We start from the raw sequence: 23,803 nt of genomic DNA, 5'->3' as shown, positions 1-23,803 counted from the left end.
CCCTCTGCCATCCGCATTCAGCCTTCTGCCCTCTGCCCTCTGCCATCCGCATTCAGCCTTCTGCCCTCTGCCCTCTGCCATCCGCATTCAGCCTTCTGCCCTCCCCCCAATTCCCGAGGCCCCTCCGATGTCCTCCTACCCCACCGCCTCCGCGACCGCGATCGACTTGGGAGCCGTCCTCGCCGACCGGCCCGGTCGGGCCCGGATCCGGGTGGTGGGGCCGGACCGGGCGAAGTTCCTGCACAACCTGACGACCAACGACGTGAAGGCGAGGGCCCCCGGATCGGGGTGTGAGGCGTTCGTCACCAGCCCGCAGGGGAGGACGCTGGGCCTGGTGACGCTGGTGATTCGGGAGGATGCGATCCTGCTGCGCACCGAGGAGGAGTCGCTAGGGGCGGTCGTCCCGCACCTGAGGAAGTACGGGGTGCTGGAGGAGGTCGAGCTGGAGGACGAGACGGCCGAAACATTCGAGTTCCACCTGGCCGGGCCGAGGGCGGGGGAGCTGCTGGGGGCGGTGGGCGTGGCGACTCGGCCGGGGGAGGATCTCGCCCATGGTCCGGCCGAGGTGGCTGGCCGGGCGGTGCTCGTCGTCCGAGAGGACCCGCTGGGGGCGGAGGGGTACTCGCTGATCGGCCGGAAGGAGGATGCCCAGGCCGTTCGCGAGGCGCTGTCGGGGGAGGGTGAGCCGCTCGGGCTGGTGGCGCTCTCGGCCGGGGCGTGGGAGGCGTTCCGGATCGAGGCGGGGACGCCGGCCTCGGGCCGGGACGTGACGGAGAAGAACCTGCCGCAGGAACTGGCGAGGGACGATCGGGCGATCAGCTTCCGGAAGGGGTGCTACCTCGGGCAGGAGACGGTCGCGCGTCTGGATGCGCTGGGGCACGTCAACCGACTGATCCGGGGGCTCCGGATCGAGGCCGATGCTCCTCCGCCGTCGGGGGCGACGCTGGTTGACGGCGAGAAGCAGGTCGGCTGGATCGGCTCGGCCGCCGTCTCGGAGCGGACGGGGAGGCCGATCGCCCTGGCGATCGTGCGGACCTCGCACGTTGAGCCGGGGCGTTCGGTCGCCATCCGGGTCGAGGGGGAGCCCGACCGTCCGGCGACCGTGGCGGGCCTGCCGATGCGATGAGCCGCCGCCCCGCCGCCTTCTCGGGACCGGACGAGCCGATCCGGTGGGGGCCGATTCGAGCGAGGCCAGCGGGCGGCCCCGCTCGATCGGGCAAGAGGGGGTCACTCGGCGTCGTCGAGCGGCCGGAGGCCGTCGGGGCCGATGCGGTCGAGGGGAACGACGGTCGATCGGGCGCGGCCGTGTTTGAGATCCTCGAGCACGAGGGCGCCGCGGGGGGCGATCGGAGCGGCGCGGTGCTCGGGATCGCTGTCGGTCCGGGACAGGCGGCCCCGGAAGACCTCGCCGCCGCAGTCGACTCGGATCTTGGGGAAGCGGGTCCCCTGGCGTCGTCGGATCTGAACGAGCGACTCATGGCACTCGTCGAAGGTCATCGGCTCTCCTCCGTGACGACCGATGGGCAACCGGGACTTGGACTTCGCCGCGGGCGCGACAAGCCGTCTCGGGAAGGATTCGGCTGGGGAGGCCCCGGCGGTTGAGCGGATTCGGAGGGGGAGGGCGACGATCGGGGCCGGGGTCGGATCAGGTCCGGGCCGGTCCCCTTCCGTGGGGTCGGCGCCGGGAGGCCGGACTATGGCACGGGCGCTGCGTGAGGTCAAGGCGAGCCGCCGGGCCGCCGCGTTGACTTCGGGACGCCCTGGCCTAGAATGCGGACGCATGTGGGTTGCGTGAATTCGGCCCCGAGCGACCCCCCCCGACGACCCACCACCGAGCCTCCCGCCATGCGACTGCTGACCGCCATCCCGGTCTACAACGAGGAGGAGAACCTCGAGCCCGTGCTGGCCGAGATCCTCCGCCACGCGCCGGGGGACGTGCTGGTCGTCGACGACGGCTCGACCGATCGGACGCCCGAGCTGCTGGCGAAGTTCCCGGCGGCCCGGGTGATCCGACACGATCGGAACCTCGGCTACGGCGCTGGCCTCCGCAGCGCCTTCCAGGCCACGCTCGACGGCGGCTACGACGGCCTGGTGACGCTCGACTGCGACGGCCAGCATGAACCGGCCATGATCCCCGAGGTCGCCGCTCCGCTGGACCGGGCCGATATCGTTTCCGGGAGCCGCTATCTGAAGGTGTTCGACCCGAGCCAGGCCCCCCCCGAGCAGCGTCGGAAGATCAACGTCGAGGTCACGCGATGGCTGAATGAATGCCTCGGGTTCGGCCTGACGGACGCCTTCTGCGGCTTCAAGGCATACCGGGCCGAGGCCCTGGCGAAGTTCGACATCACCGACCTGGGCTACGCCATGCCCCTGCAAGTTTGGGTGCAGGCAGCCGAGCATGGGATGACGGTGGTCGAGGTGCCGGTGCCGCTGATCTACCTGGACGAGAAACGGGCCTTCGGCGGCGCCCTGGACGACGCGACCTACCGGCTGAACCACTACCGATCGGTCTTCCGGGAGGCCCTCCGGCGCTCGAGACTCGAGGTGGCCGGGGGGTGTTCGGGATGACGATGCCCCCCCGTCGGCTCCGGGCGCCGAAGTCGGACGGCGCCCTGCTCGCCGAGCCCCCCCTGCTCGACGCGCCGGCGGTGCTGGAGTCCAACCGCCGCCTCCTGCTCGGCTGGGACCACGACTTCCAGGGCCGCCGAGCCGGCCGGCTGCGGGGGATGGCTCGGGCCGAGGTGCTCGACCGCTCCCGGCGGTTCCTTCGCCGCTTCGGCCTGGATGACCTGGACGGGTTGCCGGACCCGTCGATCGACCCCGACGCGCCGCTGATCGTCACCGGGCACCAGCCGGAGCTGTCGCATCCGGGGGTCTGGGTCAAGAACTTCGCCGCGGCGGCGATCGCGGGGAGAGCCGGCGGCCTGGGGCTGAACCTGATCGTCGACAACGACGTCCCCAAGGCGGTCGCCGTTCGGGTGCCGTTCCTCGACGGCGACCGGCTGAGGACGCGGTACGTCCCGTTCGACGAGTGGGCGGGAGAGCTGCCGTTCGAGGATCTCGGCGTCCGGGACGAGGCGACCTTCTCCTCGTTCGCCGACCGTGCCCTGGAGCTGATGGGAGGCCTGCTCCCCGACCCGCTGCTGGCGATCGACTGGCCCCGGGCGGTCGCGGCGGCGGAGGCCACCGACCGCCTCGGCCTCCGGCTGGCCGCGATGCGCAGGGCGAGGGAGGCCGAGTGGGGGGCCCGCAACGCCGAGCTCCCGCTGGGGATCGTCTGCGAGTCGGAGGCGTTCCTCTGGTTCGCCTCGCACCTGTTGGCGCACCTGCCCCGGTTCCGGGCGATCCACAACGAGGCGCTGGTCCGATACCGGGCAACCTACGGCATCCGGAGCAAGAACCATCCGGTCCCCGCCCTCTCGGCCGAGGGAGACTGGCTGGAGGCCCCGTTCTGGGGCTGGCGGCGGGAGGCCCCCCGCCGCCGTCCTCTGCTGGTCAGGCAGGTCGACCCGAGGCGGATGGAGCTCCGGATCGCTGGCGAGCCCGACATCCTGGCCGAGCTGCCGCTGGGCCCCGACCGGGAAGCCTGCTGCGCCGTCGAGCGGCTCCGGGAGCTGCCGGCCGAGGGGGTCCGCCTGCGGACCCGGGCGCTGACAACCACGATGTTCGCCCGGGCGTTGCTCGGCGACCTGTTCATCCACGGCATCGGCGGCGCGAAGTACGACGAGCTAGGGGACGCCATCTTCCGAGGGTTCTTCGGGGTCGAGCCGCCGGGATACCTGACGCTCTCGCTGACCCTCTGGCCCGGCCTGCCCGACGACCCGGCGACAGCGGATCGGCTGCGGGAGGTCGAGGCGAGGCTCCGGGACCTGACGTTCAACCCCGATCGCCACCTGCCCGAGCCTCCCCCCGAGGCCGCCCGGGAGGCGCTGGAGGCGAAGCGGAGGGCCCTGGCCGGGCCGGTCGATCGCCGGCGGGACCGGGTCGCCCAGTACTTCGCGATCCGGGCGGCGAACGACGCGCTGGTCCCGTTTGTCTCGGCCGAGCGGGAGGAATTGCGGAGGCTAGCCGGGCGGCTGCGGGAGGGTCTGGCACGCAACGCGCTGGCCAGGAGCCGAGAGTACGCGGCGGTGCTTTACCCCGTCGGCCGGCTCCGGAACGCCCTGCTCGGCGCGGTCGCCGACCTCCCGGGGTGAGGGCGGCCGGCAGCCTCTGGAAAAATCGGACGCTCGACCGAGGCGGCGCGTCGGCCGGGCCCCTACAATAACAGGCCCGGCCGACCCGAGGTGCGCCGAACGATCCGGAGCCGGGCCTCGGGCCCGAACCGATCGGCCCGCCCGCCCGCCGCGCCGCGGCGGCCCCCTGGTACCCTTCTCCCATGAACGAGACCCCGTCCAGCGCCCGGTCTCCCGTCCGTCGCGGCCCGGTCGAATTCGTCCAGGGCAGCGAGGCCGACCACGAGGCCATCTACCAGACCCTGCTGCACGTCTTCCACGGCCCGGATCGGGAAGAATTCCTCGGCTCGCTGAGCGACCCGAGCTACAGGCCCGAGCAGCGCCTGCTGGCCCGGGTCGACGGCAAGGTCGCCAGCCACGCCCACCTGACCGACCGGGTCGTCCGCTACGGCTCGGCGCGGCTGGGGCTCAACGGCGTGACGTGGGTCGGCACCCTGCCCGAGTACCGGGGCCAGGGCTACGCCCAGCAGCTGCTCCGCCTGGCCGACGACCGCGCCCGGCGCTCCGGAGCGGCGCTGATGGCCCTGACCACGGCCATGCCCCGCTTCTACCGGCCGCTCGGCTGGGGCCTCTGCGGCAAACAGACCCTGGCCAAGGCCCCCAGCCGCACCCTGCCCATCGGCGGCGACGCCGCGGCCGAGGGCCAGCCCGGCCCCTGGCACGTCCGCCCCTGGCGACAGGTCGAGCTGGGAGACCTGATGGGGCTGTATGACCGCAACTACGGCGACACGACCGGCTCGATCGTCCGCTCCGAGGAATACTGGCGCTGGATCATCGGCCGGAAGTACGCCCACGTCATCTGGGTCGCCTGCCTGGGAGAGTCGGTCCACGGCTACGCCTTCGTCAAGGACCACAAGATCCTGGAGATCGCCACCAACCCCGACCGCCCCGACGCTCTGCCCGCCCTGCTCGGCCGGGTGAGGTCTGAGGCGCTGGAGCGGGCTTACCCCGAGGTCGTCGTCCACGCCCCGCTCGACCACCCGGTGATGGAAACCTTCCGGCGCATCAAGGGGACGATCATCGACGCCGACGAACTGGAGGGGGCCGCCTCGATGTACCGCGCCCCCGACCCGGAGCGGCTGCTCCGCGCCGTGCTTCCCGAACTCTCCCGGCGGGTCTCCGAGGCCGGCTCCGGGCCAGTGGAACTGGGCCTGACGGTCGAGGACCGCCGCTTCCTGCTGCACGTCGAGGCCGCCAGGTCCCGCTCCCGGATCGACCTCGACCGCCTCGGCCGGCGCCACCTGGCCCTCTCGCCCGGCACCTTCGTGCGCCTGGTCCTGGGCCACGACGACCCCGACGTCGTGCTCGTCGAGGACGGCGCCGTCGCCTCGACCGCCACCGCGCTGGACTCCGCCCGGATCCTCTTCCCCCGCCGACCGATCTGGCGAAGCCCGCTGGACGCCGCGTCGGCATGAGCCGGGCCGGAGGCCCCCCGGTTCCGGGGAACGCGGTGCGGGAGGGCATCTCGCGTCGCCGGTCGGACCTCCCCGGCGGTCCTCCCTCCCCCGTCCTGCGGTCCCCTCTCCCCTCGCCCTTGATCCCCTCCCGGCCCGATTCCGGCGCGGTGCCGCGCCGGCTCCGCTCGTCGGGAGGGTCCGGGATGCTATAATCGTAATTTTGGGATCGCCGAGGACCGCCGGCGGGGGAGCTGGTGGGGGCCGGGCGGGGGGACGGACCGGGAATGGCCAAGCACATCTTCGTCACTGGGGGCGTGGTCAGCTCGCTGGGCAAGGGGCTCACCTGCGCGTCGATCGGCATGCTGCTGGAGCACCGCGGGCTGCGGGTTCGGCTCCAGAAGTTCGACCCGTACATCAACGTCGACCCCGGGACGATGAGCCCGTACCAGCACGGCGAGGTCTACGTGCTGGACGACGGCACCGAGTGCGACCTGGACCTCGGCCACTATGAGCGGTTCACCGACGCGCCGCTGACGAGGGACTGCAACTACACGACCGGCAAAATCTACCTCTCCGTGATCCAGAAGGAACGCGAGGGGAAGCACTACGAGGGGAACACCGTCCAGGTGATCCCGCACATCACGGACGAGATCAAGGCCGCCGTCCTCCGCCTGGCGGACGACGACGTGGACGTGGTCATCACCGAGATCGGCGGCACGGTGGGGGACATCGAGGGCCTGCCCTTCCTGGAGGCGATCCGCCAGTTCCCGCTGGACGTGGGCAAGGAGAACTGCCTGTTCATCCACCTGACGCTGGTCCCCTACCTGAAGGCGGCCGGCGAGTTGAAGACCAAGCCGACGCAGCATTCGGTGACGGCGCTTCGGCAGATCGGCATTCAGCCGGACGTGCTCATTTGCCGAACCGAGCACGCCATGAGCGAGGGGATGAAGCAGAAGATCGCCCTCTTCTGCAATGTCGAGCCGAGGGCGGTGATCGAGGAGCGCGACCGCGAGTTCAGCATCTACGAGGTGCCGCTGAGCCTGGTTTCCAATGGGCTGGACGAGCTGATCGTCAAGAAGCTGGGGCTGAAGGCCGGCCCGCTGGAGATCGACGACTGGCGGGAGCTGGTCGAGCGGATCAAGCATCCGGACGCCGAGGTGACGATCGCGGTCGTCGGCAAGTACATCACGCACCGGGACTCGTACAAGTCGGTGTACGAGTCGCTCGACCACGCCGGCATCGCGCACCGGGCCCGGGTGGTCATCCGCCGGATCGAGGCGGAGGAGCTGGCCCAGGGGGACCCGTCGGCCCTGCTGGCGGGGGTCGACGGGATCCTCGTGCCCGGCGGGTTCGGCATGAGGGGGGTCGACGGCAAGCTCGAGGCGATCCGATACGCCCGCACCCGGGGGATCCCGTTCTTCGGCATCTGCCTGGGGATGCAGTGCGCCACCATCGAGTTCGCGCGCAACGCCCTGGGCCTGGAGGGGGCCAACAGCACCGAGTTCGACAAGATGACCCCGCACCCGGTCATCACTCTGATGGAGGGCCAGCGCGTCGTTCGAGAGCGCGGCGGCACGATGCGGCTGGGCCTGCAGACCTGCGTCCTGCGGCCCGGGAGCCTCGCCCATCGCGCCTACGGCGCCGACGAGGTCCTGGAGCGGCACCGCCACCGCTACGAGTTCAACAACGGCTACCGCATGCACATGGAAGACTCGGGCCTGATCCCCACCGGCACCAGCCCGGACGGCTCGCTCGTGGAGATCGTCGAGGTGCCCGACCACCCGTGGTTCCTCGCCGTGCAGTTCCACCCCGAGTTCCGCTCCAAGCCCACCAAGGCCCACCCGCTGTTCCGGGACTTCGTCGCCGCCGCGCTGGCCCGGCGAGAGGTCGGCCGGGCCGAGGTCGAGGCGAAGGCCTGAGAGAGAGCCCCGAGCGATCCCCCTGGGGAGCGTGGCGGGCCTCCGGTCGGTGTCCTTGGCTGCGGCGGTGTCCGTGTCGGTGTCGGTCGAGCCGAGGCCGGGCGGCGGGCCGATCTCCTCGCTCAAGGCTCGGCTGGCCCGAGGGGGGGCGGGGGCGAGAGGCCGAGGCCCCCTTGGGAGGGGAACTCCGGGCGGCTATGGTGGAGGCATCTCGCCCCGAACCGACCGCCGGGTCGGATCCGATCCGAGAGGAGCACCGTCATGGACCCATCGAGGCTCGTGTCCGCGTTCGCCGCCGTCCTTCTCCTCTTGCTTGCCGCACCTGTCGCGGGGCCGGCCGACGCGAGGGCGGCGGCGCCGGACGAAGACGGGGGCGGAGGCGGGGGCACGGGTGAACCGAGCCCGCCGAACGTCGTGCTGATCATCTCCGACGACCACGGCTGGGCCGATTACGGCTTCATGGGACACCCGACCGTCCGCACGCCGAACCTCGACCGGCTGGCGTCGGAGAGCCTGACCTTCCGCCGGGGGTATGTGCCGTCGAGCCTCTGCTGCCCGAGCCTGGCATCGATCATCACCGGACTGTTTCCGCATCAGCACAAGATCACCAGTAACGACCCCCCGCAGCCGGCCGGGATGCCCAACCGAGCGTTCTACAGCTCGGACCTCTTCGCCCGGGGCCGGGAGGCGATGAACCGCCATCTGGAGGCCGTGCCGACGCTCCCCCGACTGCTGGCCGATCGCGGCTACGTCAGCCTGCAGACCGGCAAGTGGTGGCAGGGCGACTTCTCGAGGGGAGGATTCTCGGAAGGGATGACCCGGGGCCAACGGCACGGCGACGAGGGGCTGGCCATTGGACGGTCGACGATGGAACCCATCGAGGAGTTCATCAGCGACGCTCGGTCGCAGGGCCGCCCGTTCTTCGTCTGGTACGCGCCGATGATGCCGCACTCGCCGCACACTCCCCCCGACCGGCTGCTCGACCATTACCGCGACCTCGCCCCGCTGCCGGTGGCCCGCTACTGGGCGATGATCGAGTGGTTCGACGAGACCTGCGGCCAGTTGCTCGACCTGCTCGACCGCGAGGGACTGGCCGAGGACACGATCGTCCTGTATGTGGCCGACAACGGCTGGACCCAGGACCCCGACGGTCCCGGATTCGTCCGATCGAAACGCTCTCCCTACGACACCGGCCTGCGCACGCCGATCCTCGTCCGATGGCCCGGCCGGGTCGCCCCGCGCGAGGCCGACGAGCTGGCCATGTCGATCGACCTGGCCCCGACGATCCTCTCGGCCGTCGGCCTGGAGCCGACGGCCGAGATGCCCGGCGTCGACCTGCTGGATGCCGACGCCGTCGCCGGCCGCTCGGCGATCTTCGGCGCCTGCTATGAGCACACCGCCATCGACCTGGACGACCCCGCCGCCAACCTCCGCGAGCGCTGGGGGATCGACGGCGACTGGAAGCTCATCCTGCCCACCCCCCTGAGCGACCTGGAGGCCCCCGAGCTCTACGACCTCGCCGCCGATCCGGGGGAGACACGAAACCTGGCCGGGGAGCATCCGGATCGCGTCGAGGAGATGCGGACGATGATCGACCGGTGGTGGGATCCGTCGGCCTGAGGAGGGAGACCGTTGATGGCCGATGGCCGATGGCTGATCGGTGATGGCCGGTCGCGGAGGGCCCTGGCCGGCCGCTCGGGACGGTCGGGGTCTTTCGGGGGATCTGACTGTGATTGATGAATTGTTCGTGGCGGTCGATTCCCCGCCATTGGGCGTCCGCTGGGGATCATCGGCCTTCCCCCACCGTCGTCGCGAGCTCGAATCGAGGGATCGGGGTTTCCAACCCGGCCCATGATCGGTTAATGATGGAATTTCGGCTCTGCCGCGGCGTGGAGCGCCCCTCGACCCGATTCCCGACGGAGGTTCCCATGGCCCAGGCCCAATCTGGCGACACGGTTCGCATCCACTACACCGGCCGGCTGGCCGACGGCACCGTCTTCGACTCCTCCGAGGGACGCTCGCCGCTGGAGTTCACCCTGGGGGAGAACCAGGTGATCCCCGGCTTTGAAGAAGCGGTCTCTGGGATGGAGCCCGGCCAGGAGACGACCGTCACCATTCCCTCCGATCGCGCCTACGGCTCCCACCGCGCCGAACTCGTCTTCGACGTGCCCCGGTCCCAGTTCCCCGACGACCTCGATCCCCAGGTCGGTCAGAAGCTCCAGATGACCAACGGCAGCCAGACGGCGGTCGTCACCGTGTCGGAGGTCAACGACAGCTCGGTGAAGCTCGACGCCAACCACCCGCTCGCCGGCAAGGACCTGACCTTCGACATCGCCCTGGTCGAGATCCGCTGACCCGAACGTCCCGGTTCCCCTTCCCGGTCTCGGGAGACGATGAGGCCGACGCCGGCCCTGCGGCTCGGCCCCGCTCAGCCGGTCTGTTCGCCGATCCTCCGTGTCGCCGTCTCCCCGCCGGCCGCGATGCGATTGCCGAGCCCCCGGACATAGGCCAATGGTTCGGGAGACCGCACCCATCCGCCCACCCCGGGAGGGGGACGACCGGGCTCATCCTGTCTTGGGGTCGGGGCTCTGGTCGAAGAGGTCACGCAGCCGGACTCGGGCCGGGGGGGCGCCGGCGGCGGAGGCCAGGGCCTGCAAGGCGGCCAGGCGGGCCTCGGCCGGGCCGAGGGTCCAGCAGAGCTCCGGAGGCAGCAGCTCGATCGGAGGGCCGGGCTCGTCGTTGAGCGGGCAGATGTCGCGCAGCTCGACGGGGGAGCCATCCTCCGTCTCGTCCACCCAGCGCAGCGGGTAGCCCTGCGTCCGGCAGACGTACGGGCGATGCTCGTAAATCCGGCAGGTCCCTTCCGCGTCGAGGAACGCGCAGGCCCCCTCGGGATGCGGGGTTCCGGTCGCCAGCAACCCTCCGTGGTGGCGGCGGATCAGGTCGGCCTCGACCGGAAAGACGGTCAGGTCGTCGACGCAGCAGGAGGAGCAGCCGGGGCCGCACTTCAGCCGGCTGAGGTGGGCCAGGTCGAGCGGCCGGGTGGCGCGGTCGACGTCCAGGTGCAGCGCGGCCACCGACTCGGCCGGCCCGAAGGGCTGGGGATCCATGGGAGGGGCTTCGCTCCGGGTCGGGGGCGGCCGGCGGCTCACCAGCCCTCGCGCTCGGCCATCGCGATGCGGTGGTAGTGCGACAGCAAGACGAAGTTGATGAACGCGAAGTAGCCCAGCCAGAGGGACACGAGCAGCCAGTTCCCGGCCCCTCCCCAGGCGAGGGCCAGGGCGGCGGCCGAACCGGAGGCGAGGAACGAGAGGATGTGCGCCCGTCGGGCGCCGTGGCGGGGGCTCAGGCGGTCGAGCATCGTCAGCAGGAGCTGGCCGCCGTCGAGGGGCCAGACGGGGATGAGGTTGAAGGCGCTGTAGATCAGGTTGAGGACCAGCAGCGCATTCATCGCCAGCTCGGCCTGGGGGGGGAGCCGGATCTCGTAGGCGACCAACGCGGCCCAGGTCGAGACGGTCGCGATCGCCAGCAGGAGCCCGGCCACCGGGCCCATGAGGATGATCATCAGGCGACGGCCGAAGGGCTGGGCCTCTCGGTTCGAGACGCAGGCGCCGCCGAAGCCGTGGAGCACGATCCAGGGGCGGTCGCCGCAGCATCGGGCCGTCAGCCCGTGGCCCAGCTCGTGCACCAGCACCGAGACGAGCACGCAGGAGGCCACCACCGCGGAGTCCTCGGGGCGATCCAGGCCGCTGCCGTAGCGGAGGCCAATGATCGCCGCCAGCAGCCAGAAGAACGGGCTGATCCGGATGGGAATGCCGAACAGTCGGAAATTCAGGTCGAGCTGGGTCGGAGCGGGAATGCCGAGCATGGGGCCTCACCTTGAAGCCTGGGCCGGGGGCGGGGAGGCGGTCTCGGGGCCCGCGGGCGTCGGCTGGCCGAGGACGAGCGTCTCGACCAGCTCGAACCGGTCGCCCGGCAGTCGAAATCGGATCAGGTCGGCCGGCTCTCCCGGGGCGATCGCCGGCTCGGGGCGGCCCAGCAGGAGGGCGGGCCGGGCCGAGGCGCAGGAGATCGCCTCGATCGGGGGCAGGCCGACGATTCGGATCAGCCGATCGACGCCGAGCGACAGCGGCCTGTTCGCCCCGGCTAGGTAGGGGGTCCCGGCCACGACCACTCGCCCGCTTTCCTCGACCGCCCACCGGCCGTAGGTCCCCGGCGGCAGGCCGGCCAGCGGGCTGGCGTCGCTGACGAGGATCACCCGAGCGGGTGTCTTGGCCCGCACGAGCACCCGGAGCACGTCGTCGCTGAGGTGGTGGCCGTCGGCGATCAGCGAGGCGGCCAGGCGGTCGTCGGCGGCCTGGGTCCAGATGGGGTTCGGGTGCCTGGGCAGGGTCGCGACGATGCCGTTGCCCAGGTGCGTGCTCAGCCGGGCGCCGGCGTCGACAGCGGCCCGGATCGTCTCCGGGTCGGCCGCCGAGTGGCCGATGGCGACCACGACGCCCGAGCCGACGACCTTCTTGATCAGGTCGATCGCCCCCGGCCGCTCCGGCGCCAGAGTGAGCAGGACGACCCGGCCGCCGGAGGCGTCCTGGAGCGATTGAAAGAGGTCCCAGTCGGGATCTCGGATCGCCTCGATCGGGTGGGCGCCTCGGTAGCCGTCATCGGGGGAGAGGAAGGGGCCTTCCAGGTGGATGCCGACGACGCGGTGGGCCACCTCCGGGTCGGCCTCGCAGCAGGAGGCGATGGCGGAGACGCCGCTCCTCATGGCGTCGGCCGGGGCGGTGATCAGGGTCGGGCAGCATCGGGCGGTGCCGATGGCGTCCTGGGCCAGCACGATCTGGCGGACCTGCTCGGGCGTCAGCGTCGGGTCGGAGAACGAGACGCCGAGCCGGCCGTTGGTCTGGATGTCCCAGAAGGCCGGACCGATCCAGTCATCGGCGGGATCGACGCGGTCCGGCCCGTCGGCCGGCTCGACGGCGGCGATCGTCGGGCCTTCGATCGTCACTCGGATCCAGGCCCCGTCGGACCAGCGGCGGCCTTCGATCGCGCCCGGGGGGACGGCGCTCATCGGTCGTCCCCCGCCGGGATCAGTTCGACGTTGGCGACGCGGCAGACGACGTCCTGGAAGTCGTCATTGGTCGAGTACTCCCAGCCGATCAGGTAGCTGTTCGTTACCAGTTCGCCCGACTCGGGGTCGCGGTACGGGTAGATCATCGCCTTGTAGGGCTGGGGAGCCAGCCGCTGGTTGACGGCTCGGACCTCGGCCGGCTGGGTGAAGACGCCGCCGTCGTCCAGGCCGTCGTTGGCGACCCAGAGGCCGAAGGGGCGATCGCCGGGATCGAACTCGACCCGGGACTCGGGCAAGAGGGGAGGCGGCAGGTTCTCGCCGCGTTCCAGGTCGGCGCCGGTGTTCTTGAAGCGGTACGACCAGAGTTCCACCGTCTCGGCGCCTCCGGGCTCGTCGCCGGGGACGTAGAAGCCGCCTCGGTTGACCGTTTCCAGGCCCAGGGCGATGAGGGGCCGGTAGGTCACCGGGCCGTCGCCGGCCTTGCGGAAGAGGCCGGGGGTGGCGTCGGGGGTCGACTCGACGGGGTTGAGCAGGTCGTCGACCATGTCGAGGTGGTAGAGCCCCTCCAGGATCGCCACCCAGTCCGGCTCGACCGGCCCCGGCGCGACCCTTGGCTGGTGCGGGGCTTGGGCGACGGCGACGGTCGGCAGGACGGTCGCGAGCAGGGCGAGGAGGAAGCGTCGGAGGGGCGTCGGCAGCGGCATCGCAAGCCCTCTGCTGGCGTTGGGGGAGCGGGGCGATTGTCGCGAGCGAGAAGCGATCCCTATCCTAACACCTCGGTGCCAGGGCGGGAACGATCGCGCCGCGCCGGGGAGTGGGCCGGCGGTCGCCCCTTGCGCGGCGGGGGAGGAGCCGTTAGGCTCGGGGCGCGTTGGTTGGAGCCTTGTTGAGCAACGCCCGGCCGCGATCGGTGAAGGACGGTCCCGGGCGGCCTGACCATCGGAACAGGAGCGTCCCCCATGAGCGTCACCAACAACCCTCGGGCAGGTCGGCCTTCTCGCCGTCAATTCGTGAGGACCGTGGCCGGATCGGCGGTTGGCGCGATCGCGGCGCCGGCGATCGTGCGGGGGAGGAACCTCAACGACAAGCTGAACATCGCGGTGATCGCCACCGGGGGCCGGGGCGGGCACAACCTCGAGCAGGTCTCGGGTGAGAACATCGTGGCGCTGTGCGACGTGTACGAGCCGGCCGTCGCCCGGGCGGCGCAGGCCCACCCCCGGGCGAAGCGATACGCCGACTTCCGCCGGGTCTACGACGACGCGAACGCCTTCGACGCTGTCGTCGTCTCCACTCCCGAGCACACCCACGCCGCCGCGGCCCTGCCGGCCCTGCTGCTGGGCAAGCACGTCTACCTGGAGAAGCCGCTCAGCCGGGACGTGAACGAGGCCCGCATCCTCCGAGAGGCCGCCGCGAAGGCGAAGGTGGCGACTCAGATGGGCACGCAGATCCACGCCAGCGAGAATTACCGCCGCGTGGTCGAGCTGATCAGGTCCGGCGCGATCGGCCCGGTGCGCGAGGCGCACGTCTGGGTCTCGCGGGCCTGGGGATGGCAAAGTCCCGAAGAGGCGGAGCAAAACCGCGACATCGTCTCGGTCCAGGAGCGACCGACGGACTCCTCCCCCATCCCTCCGGGGCTGGACTGGGATCTCTGGATCGGCCCGGCGCCGGAGCGGCCGTTCCACGAGGTCTACTGGCCGGGGCCGAAGTGGTACCGCTGGTGGGACTTCGGCAACGGCACCATGAGCGACCTGGGCAGCCACTGGAACGACCTGCCCTTCTGGGCGCTCGACCTGAAGGCCCCGCTGACGATCGAGGCCTTCGGCCCGCCGCCGCACCCGGAGATCGCGCCGGCGTCGATGACCGCCGTCTACGAGTACGGCCCGAGGGGCGACCTGCCCGCCGTCCGGCTCTCGTGGTATCAGGGGGCCGACAAGCCGGAGATCTGGAAGCGGGGCGAGATCCCGCAGTGGGGCAACGGGGTCCTGTTCGTGGGGGATGAGGGGATGCTGCTGTCGGACTACGGCAAGCACGTCCTGCTCCCGGAGGACACGTTCCGCGATTACCCCGCCCCCGAGCCGTTCCTCTCCCGCCCGAGCAGCCACCACGCCGAGTGGATCGACGCCTGCAAGACCGGTTCGCCGACCGGCTCGAACTTCGCGTACGCCGGCTGGCTCACCGAGGCCAACCACCTGGGCAACGTCGCCTACCGGGTCGGCCGCAAGATCGAGTGGGACGCCGAGGCGATGCGCTGCCCCAACGCCCCCGAGGCCGATGCGTTCCTCCGCCGCGAGTACCGCGACGGGTGGTCGCTGGGCTGACCCAAGAGACTCGGTGGGGCCCCGACGGTGGATGAGATGAGGGCCGATGGCGAACCGTCCGGACCGAAGGGTCCTGGAGGGACCGTTCCTCTGGGATCCTCGGTTCATTGACGGGCCGACCGCCCTCATTCCACCCCCCGCGTTGTCCTCCCGACGTCCCGCACCCGCCCCCGCACTCGCTTCCAGCCTCCCCGCACCCGCTGCCCGCCGTCAGCCTTCCCGACGCAACCAACACCCCCTCCCTGCCCCGAACCCGAGAGGATCCTCTCATGACCGGACCCACCCCCGCTCGCCCGACCCGAAGGACCTTCCTCGCCTCGACGGCCGCCGCCGCCGCCGCGGGGGCCGCGCTGGGGGCGGCCCCCGCCAGGCGGAGGGAGCGAAAGAAGATCGCGCTGATTGGCACGGAGTCGCGCACCCATTCTCATGCGCAGCACTTCATTGATCGGTTCCTGGTGGGCTATGCCTGGCATGGCGGCTGGTACACGCCCGAGGTGGAGCTGGTGTCGCTCTACATCGACCAGTTCCCCGAGGGGGACCTGGCTCGAGGCCAGTCGGAACGGCACGGCGTGCCGATTCACCCGACGATCGCCGAGGCGCTGACGCTCGGCACCGGGGAACTGGCGGTCGACGGCGTGGTCATCATCGGCGAGCACGGGGACTACCCGAAGACGGAGATCGGTCAGACGCTCTACCCGCGCTACGAGTTCTTCAAGCAGGTGGTGGAGGTCTTCGAGGGGAGCGGCCGGAGCGTGCCGGTCTTCAACGATAAGCACCTGTCGACGCAGTGGGACCGCTGCGTCGAGATGGTGGCCGACTCCCGTCGGCTAGGCTTCCCGTTCCTCGCCGGGTCGTCTCTGCCGGTGACGTGGCGACTGCCGGCGATCGACATGCCGAACGACGTGCCGCTGGTGGAGAGCGTCTGCGTCGGCTACGGCGGCGCCGACAGCTACGACTTCCACGGCCTGGAGACGGCCCAGTGCATGTCCGAGCGGCGCAAGGGGGGGGAAGTCGGCATCTCCCGAGTGCAGGCGCTGCGCGGCGACGCGATCTGGGACATGCTGGCGGGGAGAGAGGAGACGACTCGCCTCTTCCTCTCGGCCCTCTGCCGCAGCCACACCCTGCCGGTCGAGAACGGCTACCCGACGGATCCGCCCTCGATCGAATGGGCCCGCCGCAACTTCCAGAACCCGTTCGCTTACTTCATCGAGCATCGCGACGGCTTCCGCACCACGCTGTTCATGATGCCGGTGATCCAGGATTTCACGTATGCCGGTCTGTTGGAGGGAGGAGAGGTCGTCTCCTGCCAGATGTACCTGCCCATGCCCGGCCGGGCGGCGTCGACGGCGGACTTCTTCAACCCGCTGGTCCACCACATCGAGCGTATGGTCCTCGACGGCCGAGCCCCCTACCCCGTCGAGCGGACGCTGCTGACCAGCGGCATGACGATGGCCGGGGTCGCCTCGCTCGCCCGGGGAGGGGAGGTGGTTGAGACTCCGGAGATGGAGGTCGTCTACTCGGCCCCGAGGGAGTCGCAGTTCGTCAACGCGCCGGGGGCGGAGTCGTAAGGGAGGAGGCGGCAGGCAAGAGTCGGGTCGGGCGCAAGAGAGGGTGGCGGGTCGCTTGTGTCGGGGCGATTCCGCCGCCCTCTTGCCGTTCCGGAGACGGGCAGAGCCGGGCGGGACGGCCTGCGAAATCGTCGGGAATCGTGCGAACCGCCGGGCGGGAGAGCGGGTCGGAAGGGGGCACACCGCGAGAGGAGGTGCCATGAGCCGCAACGCCAGGCGGCGACGCGAGCGCCTCGTGCCCCAGGGGTGGGACGCGATCGGCGCCCTCGCGGACGTCGCCATCGTCCCCGGGCCGGAGGTCGACCCGTCTGCGGCCGACCGGCTCCAGGGGGAGACTGACCGCCTGCGCCGGCGGGTCGACGAGGTCGAGGGCCGGTTCCGCCTGGTCCACCGCGACCGCGAGTCGATCCGCAAGGACCGCGACCGCGCCAACTCCAGGGTGCGCGAGCTTCAGGCCGAGCTCAACCGCCTGGCCGACGAGCACGAGGGCCTACGGGCCCACCTCGACCGGCTCCGGGCGGATTCGCCGCATCCGGCTACCATCGTCATGGAAGGAGCACCACAGATGAACTCCGTTGCAACTCTTCTGGGCAAGGCCTGGCGGAACAAGGCGGTCACCGTGGCCGCGCTGGCCGTCGGCCTGCTGGTGGCCCGGGATCCGGCCGTCTCGGGCGCCGTTCGCTCGGTCGCCGAGTCGGCGGCCTCGGCCGTCGGCCGGGGAGACCGGGAGAACGGCTACCTCGGCTACGCCCGCATGGTCGCCGCCTCGCTCGAGTACGAGGCGGCCCGCCGGGCCTACAACGAGTCGGCCGACTCGCTCGACGGCGACGCGCTGCTGGAGGCCCAGGACAACCTCCGCGCCGCCCGGCTCCGCGACCGTGAGGCCCGCCTCGCCTTTCTCCCCGAGCTTGCCCGCCGCTGCGCCGAGGCCGGCGTGCCGGTTCCCCAGCGCGACGCCGTCGCCCTGGAGGACCTGAAGGCCGAGCTCGTCCGCTGACCGGGCGTGAGCCCGGCCGATCCATCCGAGCCGGGCGGCATGCCCGACCGCGACGCCCCCTCCCGGCCCCGAGCCGAGAGGGGGCGTCTCGCGTCGAGTCGTGTCGGCCCCGGGCCTCCCAGAGCGGGCGCCTCGCCCGATGAGGCCGGGTTCGGCTATGCTGTCGGGCACGCGGCCCGGACCGATCGCAGTGCGCGACGAGGTCGAGGCCTCCGCCATCATGGGCCCTTGATGATGACCCTCCGATCCGTCCCGGCGATCCTCTGGACCGTGTTGATCGTGCTGATCTGCGTCATCCCGGCGTCCTGGTTCCTCAGCGGCGGCGAGGGAGACGGGCCTTCCCTGCTCGATCGCCTCTTGCTGGGTCTTCCGCCCGACAAGGTGATCCACTTCGTCCTGTTCGCCGGCTTCGGCGTCCTCTGGCGATTGGCCGGGGCCCCGGGGCTCGCGACGCTGCTGGGCGGCGTGGCCCTCGCCGTGTTGACCGAGTTGATCCAGACGATCCCCGCCCTGGACCGCTCGGCCGACCTGCCCGACCTGCTGACCGACCTCGCCGCCCTCGCCGTCTCGCTGGTGCTGTTCCCCAGGGGCCTCGCCCCGGTTCCTCGGTCGGCCGAGGCGGCCGGAGGGCTGGCGTCGCGGGACGAATGATCGAGTCTGCTCATTTGTTTTTTTTCTGTTCTTTGTTTTTTGTCTTTCTCTAATCCGTTTCCAACGGTCCCTGACCGGGGAGAGCCAGGGAGGGCGGAGGCTGGATGGCGCCCGGTCGATCCGATAGGGTAGCCACCGAGGCCGAGGACGGGCCCTCCGGCGGATTGTCTGGCCTCGGCCCGCCGGTTCGGGAGTTCGCCCGTTCCGAGGGCCCTCCGCCGAGGAGCCCGAGTTCGGCGCCCTGTTCGACCCGACCGACCCTCCAGGCCGGCTCCTCGCGCTGCGTCCGCCCCGGCCTGACCTGGGGAGGGCGTGCCCCGCGTGTCGGCCGGGGGTGATCCCTCCGGCTCTCCTTGCGACCCTCCTGGGAGGACGACCATGATCGCGGCCCCGATTCTCGCTGGATCGCTGTTGTTCTCCGCCGTCGCCGTACCCCAGGATCCCGGGACTCGGCAGGCGACCGGCGTGAAGATCGGCGAAGTCTCTGCGACGTCCGCCATCATCTGGATGAGGCTCACCAAGCACTCCTCCCGCAACGCCGAGGGGCCCGATCGCGTCGGACAGCCGGTCGAGCCGGTCCCGGAAGACGCCGAGGTGCCCGGCCTCCGGCATGCCTGCCCCGGAGCGCCGGGGCGCGTCCGGGTCCGGTACGGGACGGATCCCGGGCTGGAGGGGGCGCTTGCCACCGATTGGGTCGAGGTCGATGCCTCGACCGACTTCATCCATCAGTTCGCCCTCGGCGGATTGCGGCCCGCCACCGAGTACCACTTCGCCGCCGAGACCGCGGGCCCGGACGGAGCTCCCGAGCATACTCCCCTGCTCGGCCGGTTCCGCACCGCCCCTCCTCCCGACGAGCCGGCCCGGGTCGTCTTCGCCATGAACACCTGTCAGATGTACAAGGATGTCGACCACCCCGACGGTTTCGAGATCTACGAGGCCATCGGCCGCCTCTCGCCCGACTTCCTCGTCACGGCCGGCGACATCGTCTACTACGACAACGAGGATCCCCGCGCCCGGACCATCCCGCTGGCCCGCTATCATTGGCAGCGGATGTACGGTTTTCCCCGGCACATCGAGCTGCTCCGACACCTGCCCGTCTATTTCACAAAGGATGACCACGACCTGCTCAGCGACGACTGCTGGCCCGGCCTCGATCCCCCCTTCATGCGGCCGATGACCTTCGCCGACGGCCTGCGACTCTTCCGGGAGCAGGTCCCGATGGGAGACGGCCCTTCGTACCGCACGTTCCGATGGGGGAAGGATCTGCAGATCTGGCTCGTCGAGGGCCGAGACGACCGATCGCCGAACACCCTGCCCGACGGCCCCGGCAAGACCATCTGGGGGGCCGAGCAGAAGGCGTGGCTGCGGCGGACGATGCAGGAGAGCGACGCGACGTGGAAGCTGCTGATCAGCCCCACTCCCATCGTCGGCCCCGACCGAGAGAACAAGCGGGACAACCACGCCAACACCGGCTTCGCTCACGAAGGCCGGGAGATCCGACGCTGGCTGGCCGAGCACCTGCCGGAGAACGCCTTCATTCTCTGCGGCGACCGCCACTGGCAGTACCATTCCGTCGACCCGGAAACCGGCGTCCAGGAGTTCTCGGTCGGCGCCGCCAGCGACGAGCACGCCGGAGGCTCCCCCGGCCTCGACCCGGAGTACCACCGCTTCCACCGCCTCGCCGGAGGGTTCCTGCTTGTCGTCGTCGACCGCCCCGGAGGTTCGCCGACGATCGCCTTCCAGCACCGAGACGTGGATGGCGCGATCGTGTACGAATCCGTCGCCCGATCCCCCGAGTAAGCCCCCCCTGCCCTCCCGGAGCGACCTCCGATGCCCTTCCCCCGACGGACCCTGGCCCGAGCCGCGATGCTGGCCCCTCTCTTCCTGGTCCTCGCCCTCGGCGCCGGCCCCGCCGACCGTCCCCAGGTCGTCCGGGCCGTGGCCGATCGGGAGGCTCGGCAGCCCCAGGTGGCCGTCTCCCCCGACGGCCGGGTGTTCCTCGCCTTCGGCGTCGGGGATGAGATCCGATGCGTCTGCTCGGACGACGGCGGCCGGACCTTCTCCGAGCCGGTGAGGGTCGGCTCCCCCGGCGTGATGGCGCTGGGGATGAGGCGAGGCCCCCGGATTGCCAGCACGGCCGGCTCGGTGGTGATCGCCGCCATCGGCGGGAGGGTCGGCAAGGGCCGGGACGGAGACGTCTGGGCGTGGCGGTCGGCCGACGGTGGCGAGCGCTGGTCCGATCCGGTCCGGGTCAACGACGTGGAGGGCTCCGCCCGGGAAGGCTTGCACGCCCTGGCCGCCGGACCCGACGGCCGGTTCTTCTGCGCCTGGATCGACCTGCGAGACGACCGGGCCGAGGTCCGGGGCGCCTCCTCGACCGACGGCGGCGCGACCTGGAGCGAGAACGTCCTGGTCCACCGCTCTCCGATCGGGCCGATCTGCCCCTGCTGCCACCCCTCGGCCGCCTTTGGGCCCGACGGGACGCTGTACGTGATGTGGCGGGACGCCATTGACGGCAGCCGGGATATGTACCTGTCCCGATCGGCCGACGGCGGCGAGACCTTCGGGCCGGCGGAGAAGCTCGGCCAGGGGACCTGGCCCCTGGAGACGTGCCCGATGGACGGCGGAGCGATCGCCCCCGGCCCCGATGGCCTCGTGCTCACCGCCTGGATGCGAGACGGCCGCTTCTACGCCGCCGAGCCCGGCCGTTCCGAGCGCCTCCTCGGCCCCGGAGTGCAGGGCTGGGCCGCCTGGGGGGCCGGAGGACCTTCGATCGTCTGGCTGGACCGACGGCCCGGGCGCCTGCTGGCCCTACGACCCGGCGACGAGGAGCCGATCGAGCTCTCCCGGTCGGCCAACGACCCGACCGTTGCCTCCCCGGTTGGCGCCCTCGGTCCGGTCGTCGTCTCCTGGGAGTCCGGCCCCGGCGGCACCGGGATCTTCTCGGCCCGGCTCGACAGGGGCTCGAACGACCCGGGCGGTCGGTGAACGGTTGTCGGAGCGGGGCGACGTCGGCGCGACGGAGCACCGGCGATCGGCTGTCAGGGGCCCCCCCTTCGGCTGAGGACGCTGGCCGGTCCTTGGGATAGACAGTGGACAAATGTTGGCCGGATTCCATGCAGGCCCGCAGCGGTCCCCTCGGCCCCTTGACATGCCGACGCCGCCCGGAAACGCTACTGGCACCCCGAGCCCCGATCGCGGGGCCGGCCACGCCCGGCATCCTCGAACGACCAACTCCCCCGCCATGCCCCCGATCGACGCGAAGACCCTGGATGTCCTCTGGCTCGACCCCGACGCCCGCGAGATGGCCCTCCGGCGGGTCGTCGAGGAACGCCTGGCCGAGAACCCGCCGCCGAGGTCCGACGACCACGTCGTCGCCTCCTACTTCTTCGCCTTCCGCACCGAGTCGCTCGGCGACGCCGTCAAGGAGATCGCCTACCACGCCACCAGCGGCATCAAGGACCCGCCCCCCGGCTCGCTGCTGGCCGAATGCACCGCCACCGCCCTGGGCGTCGACCCGTTCGACGCCACCGGCCGGATCGGCCTGCTGCATATCGCCTTCCCGCTGAAGATGATGCTTCAGGGGGACGGCCACCTCACTTCCACCGACCTGCTGCACACGACCGCCGCCGCCATCATTTTCGACGTCTACGAGAACCAGGACGCCCGGCTCGTCTCGCTCCAGATCCCGGATCGAGTCATCGCCTCCTTCCCCGGGCCGGCGTACGGGCCGCTGGGCCTGCGGCGGAAAACCGGCTTCGACGACGGACGCCCCGCCTTCGGCACCATCCTCAAGCCCACCGCCGGCGTCACCCCCGACGACATCGACCGCATCGTCGGCGAGGTCGCCGGCTGCGACCTGCTCATGTTCATCAAGGAGGATGAGGACCTCTATCCGAACCTGCCGTATTCTCCCGTCGCCGAACGCATGAGGCGGGCGAAGGCCGCCATCGAGCGGGCCCAGGACCGGCGCGGCGGCCTGGGGCTCGTCTTCGCTCCCCACGTGACCGGCGCTCCTCACGAGATTCTGGAAACGGTCCACGCCGTGCTCGAGGCCGGCGCCTCCGGCGTCATGTTCAGCGAGACGTTCGCCACCGGGACCGTCCGGATGGTCCGAGAGGCCACCCGGCACCGGCCCGACCCGCCGGCCATCTACGGCCACAACGCCGGCATCGGCACCCGGACCCGCGCCATCTGGCGCGAGATCATCGACCTGCTGGCCCGGCTCGACGGCATCGACTTCCGCCAGACCGCCCCGGTCAAGCCCGGGACGCCGTTCCTCCGCCCCTACGGGGCCGAGTGGATCGCCTCCGAGACGGCACTCTCCCGCCCCCTGCCCGGCGGCCTGAACCCAACGATGATCGCCCGGGCCGGCGCCCTGGACCAGGGGAATGTCATCCTCAACCTCCAGGATGCCGAGCGCCGGAAGCTGACCGACCACATCCTGTTCCTGGCGGGGTCGGCGATCAATTCTATCAAGGACGACTCCGGCCGCTACGAGCCCCGCCTCGGGGCCGAGGCGATGCGGGAGGCGCTGGAGGTCCACCGCTCGGGGGCGATGGCCGGCGTGCCGGCCGAGCAGCACCTGGACGAACTCGTCGCCCTGGCCGACCGCCAAAAGCTCGCCGCCCTGCGCCGGGCCCTCCGCCAGCGCTATCCCGACCGAGCCGGCTGAGGCGGCCCGGCTCTCGTCGCCGGCCTCGAAGAATCGGCCCGCGGTCACTACACTGGGGGCCCGTGGCCCGTCGCCGCGGCGGGCCGTGGGATCGACGGATCGACCGATACGCCACCGCCTCGGCCGCCCCCCGATCCGACCTGGGGGGCTCGCCGGGTTCCAAGGCCCAAGGGATGAACGACCGAACCATGACCACGACCACCAGGTTGATCGCCACCATGCTCTTCGCCAGCTTCGCCTCGGCTTCGGCCGCCGGCCAGGACGCCACCGCCAACCCCCGCGTCGTCCTCGAGACGAGCAAGGGGGCGATCACCATCGAGCTGTACCCGGACAAGGCCCCCAAGACCGTCGAGAACTTCCTGCAGTACATCGACTCGGGCCACTACAACAACACCGTCTTCCACCGCGTGATCGGTCCGAACCCGAGGCAGCCGCAGGGCTTCATGATCCAGGGTGGCGGCTTCGCGGCCGGCCAGCCGATCTCCGAGAAGGCCACCCGCGCTCCGATCCCCAACGAGGCCGACAACGGCCTGAGGAACGAGCGCGGTACGATTGCCATGGCGCGCACCTCCGACCCGCACTCGGCCTCGGCCCAGTTCTTCATCAACCTCTCCGACAACGCCTTCCTCAACCACACCGCCAAAACCCAGAGCGGCTGGGGTTACGCCGTCTTCGGCAAGGTTGTCGAGGGCATGGATGTGGTCGACCAGATCGCCCGCGTCCAGACCGGCCGCGCCCCCGCCCGCGTGAGCAGTGGGCAGACCGCCCCCTTCGACGACGTTCCGGTCGAACCCGTCGTCATTCGGTCGGCCCGCCGGGCCCAGTGACCGCCTCGCTGGCGGGAGGCTGATCCGATCCTCGGAGGTCGAGACGCCCGGGCCTCGGGTCGGTCATCGACGCATCGATCGGGGGCGCGGCCTCGGCCGTCGCCCCCGGTTCGTTTGACGGGAGCGCGCCAACCCCAGGACGATGCCG

20 protein-coding genes are annotated in these 23,803 nt (G+C 71.2%); 15 read left to right on the top strand and 5 right to left on the bottom strand.

The genetic code is table 11. The features are described 5' to 3' along the window. Positions 1-127: 127 nt before the first annotated feature. Complete coding sequence (gene ygfZ / locus TsocGM_RS08035) at positions 128-1,126, top strand: CAF17-like 4Fe-4S cluster assembly/insertion protein YgfZ (protein ID WP_126724789.1); 999 nt, start codon at positions 128-130, stop codon at positions 1,124-1,126. Positions 1,127-1,227: 101 nt separating this feature from the next. On the opposite strand, the gene TsocGM_RS08030 is transcribed toward ygfZ, so the two are convergent. Beyond that, positions 1,228-1,497, bottom strand: a complete 270-nt coding sequence (locus TsocGM_RS08030) for a hypothetical protein (RefSeq protein WP_126724788.1) — start codon at positions 1,495-1,497, stop codon at positions 1,228-1,230. A 348-nt stretch (positions 1,498-1,845) separates the two neighbouring features. Between TsocGM_RS08030 and TsocGM_RS08025 the strand changes: the two genes are divergently transcribed. From TsocGM_RS08025 to TsocGM_RS08000, 6 genes are all read left to right on the top strand, one after another. Beyond that, positions 1,846-2,568 (top strand): glycosyltransferase family 2 protein, encoded by a 723-nt coding sequence (locus TsocGM_RS08025; RefSeq protein WP_126724787.1) that lies wholly within the window; start codon positions 1,846-1,848, stop codon positions 2,566-2,568. After that, on the top strand, positions 2,565-4,196 hold the full coding sequence (locus TsocGM_RS08020; protein ID WP_126724786.1) for a hypothetical protein: 1,632 nt from the start codon (positions 2,565-2,567) through the stop codon (positions 4,194-4,196). The genes TsocGM_RS08025 and TsocGM_RS08020 overlap by 4 nt, the downstream gene beginning before the upstream one ends. A gap of 182 nt (positions 4,197-4,378) precedes the next feature. Beyond that, positions 4,379-5,650, top strand: coding sequence for a GNAT family N-acetyltransferase (locus TsocGM_RS08015; RefSeq protein ID WP_126724785.1), 1,272 nt, complete (start codon positions 4,379-4,381; stop codon positions 5,648-5,650). A 266-nt stretch (positions 5,651-5,916) separates the two neighbouring features. After that, complete coding sequence (locus TsocGM_RS08010; protein WP_126724784.1) at positions 5,917-7,551, top strand: CTP synthase; 1,635 nt, start codon at positions 5,917-5,919, stop codon at positions 7,549-7,551. Positions 7,552-7,812: 261 nt separating this feature from the next. Continuing rightward, complete coding sequence (locus tag TsocGM_RS08005; RefSeq protein ID WP_126724783.1) at positions 7,813-9,171, top strand: sulfatase family protein; 1,359 nt, start codon at positions 7,813-7,815, stop codon at positions 9,169-9,171. Between the two features lie 308 nt (positions 9,172-9,479). Beyond that, the gene (locus tag TsocGM_RS08000) at positions 9,480-9,905 is read left to right on the top strand and encodes an FKBP-type peptidyl-prolyl cis-trans isomerase (RefSeq protein WP_126724782.1); all 426 of its coding nucleotides are present in this window, start codon (positions 9,480-9,482) and stop codon (positions 9,903-9,905) included. Between the two features lie 210 nt (positions 9,906-10,115). Here the strand turns inward: TsocGM_RS08000 and TsocGM_RS07995 are convergent, their stop codons facing one another. From TsocGM_RS07995 to TsocGM_RS07980, 4 genes are read right to left on the bottom strand one after another with little or no spacing between them, the layout of a single operon-like run. Further along, positions 10,116-10,661, bottom strand: coding sequence for a YkgJ family cysteine cluster protein (locus tag TsocGM_RS07995; protein ID WP_126724781.1), 546 nt, complete (start codon positions 10,659-10,661; stop codon positions 10,116-10,118). A 38-nt stretch (positions 10,662-10,699) separates the two neighbouring features. After that, positions 10,700-11,419: a metalloprotease gene (locus tag TsocGM_RS07990; protein ID WP_126724780.1), complete on the bottom strand. Its 720-nt coding sequence runs from the start codon at positions 11,417-11,419 to the stop codon at positions 10,700-10,702. A gap of 6 nt (positions 11,420-11,425) precedes the next feature. Further along, positions 11,426-12,619: an N-acetylglucosamine-6-phosphate deacetylase gene (locus tag TsocGM_RS07985; protein ID WP_126724779.1), complete on the bottom strand. Its 1,194-nt coding sequence runs from the start codon at positions 12,617-12,619 to the stop codon at positions 11,426-11,428. After that, positions 12,616-13,323, bottom strand: a complete 708-nt coding sequence (locus TsocGM_RS07980) for a hypothetical protein (RefSeq protein ID WP_126724778.1) — start codon at positions 13,321-13,323, stop codon at positions 12,616-12,618. The genes TsocGM_RS07985 and TsocGM_RS07980 overlap by 4 nt, the downstream gene beginning before the upstream one ends. Positions 13,324-13,578: 255 nt before the next feature. On the opposite strand from TsocGM_RS07980, the gene TsocGM_RS07975 reads away from it, so the two are divergent. From TsocGM_RS07975 to TsocGM_RS07940, 8 genes are all read left to right on the top strand, one after another. After that, positions 13,579-14,937 carry a Gfo/Idh/MocA family protein gene (locus tag TsocGM_RS07975; protein ID WP_126724777.1) on the top strand — a complete coding sequence of 453 codons (1,359 nt, stop codon included), beginning with the start codon at positions 13,579-13,581 and terminating at the stop codon, positions 14,935-14,937. Between the two features lie 269 nt (positions 14,938-15,206). Beyond that, a complete protein-coding gene (locus tag TsocGM_RS07970) occupies positions 15,207-16,505 on the top strand; it encodes a hypothetical protein (RefSeq protein WP_126724776.1) in 1,299 nt (432 codons plus the stop codon). A 199-nt stretch (positions 16,506-16,704) separates the two neighbouring features. Next, a complete protein-coding gene (locus TsocGM_RS07965) occupies positions 16,705-17,502 on the top strand; it encodes a mitotic spindle assembly checkpoint protein MAD1 (protein ID WP_126724775.1) in 798 nt (265 codons plus the stop codon). A gap of 231 nt (positions 17,503-17,733) precedes the next feature. Next, positions 17,734-18,153 (top strand): VanZ family protein, encoded by a 420-nt coding sequence (locus TsocGM_RS07960; protein WP_126724774.1) that lies wholly within the window; start codon positions 17,734-17,736, stop codon positions 18,151-18,153. Between the two features lie 378 nt (positions 18,154-18,531). Next, positions 18,532-19,953, top strand: coding sequence for an alkaline phosphatase D family protein (locus TsocGM_RS07955; protein WP_126724773.1), 1,422 nt, complete (start codon positions 18,532-18,534; stop codon positions 19,951-19,953). A gap of 30 nt (positions 19,954-19,983) precedes the next feature. Further along, positions 19,984-21,141 (top strand): sialidase family protein, encoded by a 1,158-nt coding sequence (locus TsocGM_RS07950; RefSeq protein ID WP_126724772.1) that lies wholly within the window; start codon positions 19,984-19,986, stop codon positions 21,139-21,141. Between the two features lie 256 nt (positions 21,142-21,397). Then, complete coding sequence (locus tag TsocGM_RS07945; protein WP_158633426.1) at positions 21,398-22,828, top strand: RuBisCO large subunit C-terminal-like domain-containing protein; 1,431 nt, start codon at positions 21,398-21,400, stop codon at positions 22,826-22,828. A gap of 218 nt (positions 22,829-23,046) precedes the next feature. Next, positions 23,047-23,655, top strand: coding sequence for a peptidylprolyl isomerase (locus TsocGM_RS07940; protein WP_126724838.1), 609 nt, complete (start codon positions 23,047-23,049; stop codon positions 23,653-23,655). The last annotated feature ends 148 nt before the right edge of the window (positions 23,656-23,803 follow it).

It is taken from the genome of Tautonia sociabilis (assembly GCF_003977685.1).
GTDB classification, from domain to species: domain Bacteria; phylum Planctomycetota; class Planctomycetia; order Isosphaerales; family Isosphaeraceae; genus Tautonia; species Tautonia sociabilis.
Note: the sequence above shows the minus strand (reverse complement) of the source record. Positions and strands in the feature narration are given on the sequence as shown.